Source organism: Citrobacter sp. MGH 55 (assembly GCF_016906145.1).
Taxonomy (GTDB): Bacteria; Pseudomonadota; Gammaproteobacteria; order Enterobacterales; family Enterobacteriaceae; genus Citrobacter_A; species Citrobacter_A amalonaticus.
The window spans coordinates 3,859,464-3,863,783 of sequence record NZ_CP070239.1; the positions used below are offsets into that span (position 1 = coordinate 3,859,464).

Annotated in this window: 4 protein-coding genes (1 of these 4 cut by a window edge); all 4 read left to right on the forward strand. The window is 54.3% G+C overall.

All coding sequences use genetic code 11. The features are described from left to right. A partial coding sequence (locus JTI98_RS21255; protein ID WP_252869598.1) for an autotransporter outer membrane beta-barrel domain-containing protein occupies positions 1 to 769 on the forward strand: 769 nt, incomplete at its 5' end. A gap of 169 nt (positions 770 to 938) precedes the next feature. Continuing rightward, entirely contained in the window at positions 939 to 1,247 is a 309-nt protein-coding gene (locus tag JTI98_RS15855) for a DUF1161 domain-containing protein (RefSeq protein WP_080343316.1), read from the forward strand. A 271-nt stretch (positions 1,248 to 1,518) separates the two neighbouring features. Beyond that, positions 1,519 to 3,954 carry a selenate/tellurate reductase subunit YnfF gene (gene ynfF, locus JTI98_RS15860; RefSeq protein WP_216081513.1) on the forward strand — a complete coding sequence of 812 codons (2,436 nt, stop codon included), beginning with the start codon at positions 1,519 to 1,521 and terminating at the stop codon, positions 3,952 to 3,954. Between the two features lie 10 nt (positions 3,955 to 3,964). Further along, positions 3,965 to 4,320: the 5' portion of a DMSO/selenate family reductase complex B subunit gene (locus JTI98_RS15865; protein ID WP_216081514.1), read on the forward strand. The gene runs 262 nt beyond the window's last position; 356 of the gene's 618 nt are visible here — the first part of the coding sequence; its start codon is at positions 3,965 to 3,967; its stop codon lies off the right edge, out of view.

Here is a 4,320-nt window from a genome sequence, read left to right on the forward strand (position 1 = left end):
TAACCGCTACGTGATGCAACTGGGCGGTGATATCGCACAATGGAGCACCGACGGTCTGGATCGCTGGCATCTGGGTCTGATGGCCGGTTACGCCAACAGYAAGAGCCGCAGCCACTCCAGCCTSACCGGCTACWSMTCTCGYGGGGARATCAGCGGYTACAGCGCCGGTCTGTACGGCACCTGGTATGCCAACGACGCCGATAAAACCGGTGCGTATGTCGATGGCTGGMTGCTCTAYAACTGGTTTGACAACACCGTGTCCGGACAGGGYCTGGCRTCTGAARAATATGACTCGRRCGGTATCACCGCCTCTGTCGAAACRGGCTACACCTGGAARCTGGCCGAATTCAGCGAGCGTAAKGCGCTGTACATCCAGCCTAAAGCGCAAATCACCTGGATGGACGTGCAGGCYGATACGCACGTTGAGAAAAACGGCACCCGTGTGGTGGATAAAACCGACGGCAACCTGCAAACGCGTCTTGGCGTCAAAGCCTAYCTGCAAGGCCATAACGCCATGGATGACGGCAAAGRCCGCACCTTYCAGCCGTTYGTCGAAGCCAACTGGMTCCACAACACGCAGAATTACAGCGTACAGATGGACGACATCAGCAACGACGTGAAAGGCARCCGCAATATYGGYGAGCTGAAAGCCGGTGTTGAAGGCCAACTGACGAAGAACGTCACCCTGTGGGGTAACGTTGCCCAACAGATTGGTGATAACGGATACAAAGATACGCAAGGTATGCTGGGGCTGAAATACAGCTTCTAATCCCTTCCCCCATGGCGACATGGAGATTTATCACAAACCCTGACCTTGTCAGGGTTTGTGTTTTTAGGGAGCAAAGCGATCTTTCAGATTCATCAACAGGTTGGCGGCCATGACAAATGCTTACACTCGCAATGCTATGCTTATTATGAGCATCTCAACAATGGAGCTGATGATGAAATTATCCCGAGGACTACTGACAGGCATTCTGCTGACCGCCTCCCCGCTGGTTTTTGCCGCCCCTGACTCCTGCGAACGCGTCAAGAGTGATATTGAGCAGCGCATCATCAATAACGGCGTGCCGGAGGCCAACTTCACCCTGAGCATCGTACCAAACGATCAGGCCGATCAGCCGGACTCACAGGTCGTCGGACACTGCGCCAACGACACCCATAAAATTCTCTACACCCGGACCAGCAGTGGTAATGCCCCTGCCAGCACCACGCCTTCTCAGGAAGGCGCCAACGCCGAACCCCAGTAATTCCGCCTTTTTTTTCCCCTCCGGCAACGGAGGGTTCCCCTCACTTTGATATGCATTAATAACCCCTACTCATTAAGGGGTAAAATTCATTTCTGTTTAGCATGTCTCTGATATCGATATAGAAAATATTATACAGCGATCTGTTTTGAAGGTGCGGCATCAGCACAACGCCCTCCACACCACGTTGATTAAAACAGAAAAAATGCGAATGGCTGTTCCCCGGACAAGGAAGCAACCAGGCCAGTTTTTGACATTAGCAAAGTGAGCAACCATGAAAATCACCACGCCTGAGGCCCTCATGAAGGCCAATATCAGCCGCCGTAGTCTGGTGAAATCATCCGCTATTGGCAGCCTTGCGCTTGCCAGTAGTGCTTTCACCCTTCCTTTCACCCGTATCGCCCGCGCCGCCGACGGCATGACGCCAGCGCCGGTCGAAGAAAAAGCGGTCTGGAGTTCCTGTACCGTCAACTGCGGAAGTCGCTGCCTGCTGCGTCTGCATGTTAAAGATGACACCGTTTACTGGGTTGAATCTGACACTACCGGCAACGATGAGTACGGAAACCACCAGGTTCGCGCCTGTCTGCGCGGTCGCTCAATACGTCGCCGCATGAACCATCCGGACCGTCTGAAATATCCAATGAAACGTGTTGGTAAACGCGGCGAAGGGAAATTTGAGCGTATCTCCTGGGATGAAGCGCTGGATACCATCGGCGACAACCTGAAGCGGATCCTGAAAGCGTATGGCAATGAGGCGGTTCACGTACTGTACGGCACCGGCGTCGACGGCGGCAACATTACCAACTCCAACGTCCCTTACCGTCTGATGAACTCCTGTGGTGGCTATCTTAGCCGTTATGGCAGTTACAGTACCGCGCAAATCAGCGCCGCCATGAGCTACATGTTTGGCAGTAACGATGGCAACAGCCCGGATGACATTGCCAACACGAAACTGGTGGTGATGTTTGGCAACAACCCAGCGGAAACCCGCATGAGTGGCGGCGGCGTCACTTATTATGTTGAACAGGCTCGCGAACGTTCAAATGCGCGAATGATAGTGATCGATCCACGCTATAACGACACCGCCGCCGGACGTGAAGACGAATGGCTGCCCATCCGCCCCGGTACGGATGGCGCACTGGCGGCTGCGATTGCCTGGGTGCTGATTACGGAAGATCTGGTCGATAAACCGTTCCTCGACAAATATTGCGTCGGCTACGATGAAACCACCCTGCCTGCCGACGCGCCGCGTAACGCGCATTACAAGGCCTATATCCTCGGTGAAGGCCCGGACGGCGTTGCCAAAACCCCGGAATGGGCTTCTCATATCACCAGTATTCCGGCGGATAAAATCATTCAACTGGCACGTGAAATTGGTTCGGCGAAGCCGGCCTATATTTGCCAGGGCTGGGGACCTCAGCGTCACTCCAACGGCGAGCAAACCGCGCGGGCGATCGCCATGCTGTCGGTGCTCACCGGTAACGTCGGTATCAACGGCGGCAACTCAGGCGTCCGTGAAGGCACCTGGGATCTCGGTGTGGAATGGTTTTCGATGCTTGATAACCCGGTGAAAACGCAAATCTCCGTCTTCACCTGGACCGACGCTATCGATCACGGCACCGAAATGACCGCCACACGCGACGGCGTACGCGGTAAAGACAAGCTGGATGTTCCCATCAAATTCATGTGGTGTTACGCCAGTAATACGCTGATTAACCAGCATGGCAATATCGCCCACACTCATGATGTGCTACAGGACGACAGCAAGTGCGAAATGATTGTCGGCATCGAACATTTCATGACGGCATCGGCGAAGTACTGCGACATTCTGCTGCCGGATTTAATGCCGACCGAGCAGGAAGACCTGATTTCTCACGAATCCGCCGGCAACATGGGCTATGTGATCCTCGGTCAGCCCGCGACTTCAGCGAAGTTTGAAAGAAAACCGATCTACTGGATGCTCAGTGAAATCGCCCGCCGACTCGGCCCGGACGTCTACCAGACATTCACTGAAGGACGCTCGCAGCATGAATGGGTGAAATACCTGCATGCGAAGACCAAAGAACGCAATCCAGAAATGCCGGATTACGAAGAGATGAAGCAAACCGGTATCTTCAAGAAAAAATGCCCGGAAGAACATTACGTCGCCTTCCGCGCCTTCCGTGAAGACCCCACTGCTAACCCGCTGAAAACGCCGTCAGGGAAAATTGAAATTTACTCTGCGCGACTGGCCACTATCGCCAATACCTGGGAACTGAAGCAGGATGAGATAATCCATCCTTTGCCCGCCTATGCACCCGGTTTTGACGGCTGGGACGATCCGATCCGCAAAACGTACCCGCTGCAGCTCACCGGATTCCATTACAAGGCGCGCACTCACTCCAGTTACGGCAACATTGATGTCCTGCAACAAGCTTGCCCACAGGAGATCTGGATTAACCCGATCGATGCCAGTGCGCGTGGGATTCAACACGGCGACACCGTCCGGGTGTTTAACAATAACGGTCAGATGCTGATCCCTGCCAAAGTGACCCCACGCATTCTGCCCGGCGTCACGGCCATCGGTCAGGGTGCGTGGCTCAAAGCCGACATGTTTGGTGATCAAATAGACCACGGCGGCTCCATTAACATCCTGACGTCGCACCGCCCTTCGCCGCTGGCCAAAGGCAATCCTTCGCACAGTAATCTTGTTCAGGTTGAAAAGGTCTAAGGAGTAACCGATGACAACTCAGTATGGATTTTTTATTGATTCCAGCCATTGCACCGGGTGCAAAACCTGCGAACTGGCCTGCAAGGACTACAAGGATTTAACCCCGGATGTCAGCTTCCGTCGCATTTATGAATATGCGGGCGGAGACTGGCAGGAAGACAATGGCGTTTGGCACCAGAACGTGTTTGCCTACTATCTCTCTATTGCCTGTAACCACTGCGAAGACCCGGCCTGTACCAAGGTCTGCCCGAGCGGGGCGATGCACAAACGGGAAGACGGCTTTGTGGTGGTGGATGAAGATGTCTGCATCGGCTGTCGTTATTGCCATATGGCCTGTCCGTACGGCGCGCCGCAGTACAACGCGGC

What these genes read in the sequence shown, in the direction of transcription:
- JTI98_RS15855 (WP_080343316.1), top strand. Translation starts at nt 939, where the DNA reads ATGATGAAATTATCCCGAGGACTACTGACAGGCATTCTGCTGACCGCC.
- ynfF (WP_216081513.1), top strand. Translation starts at nt 1,519, where the DNA reads ATGAAAATCACCACGCCTGAGGCCCTCATGAAGGCCAATATCAGCCGC.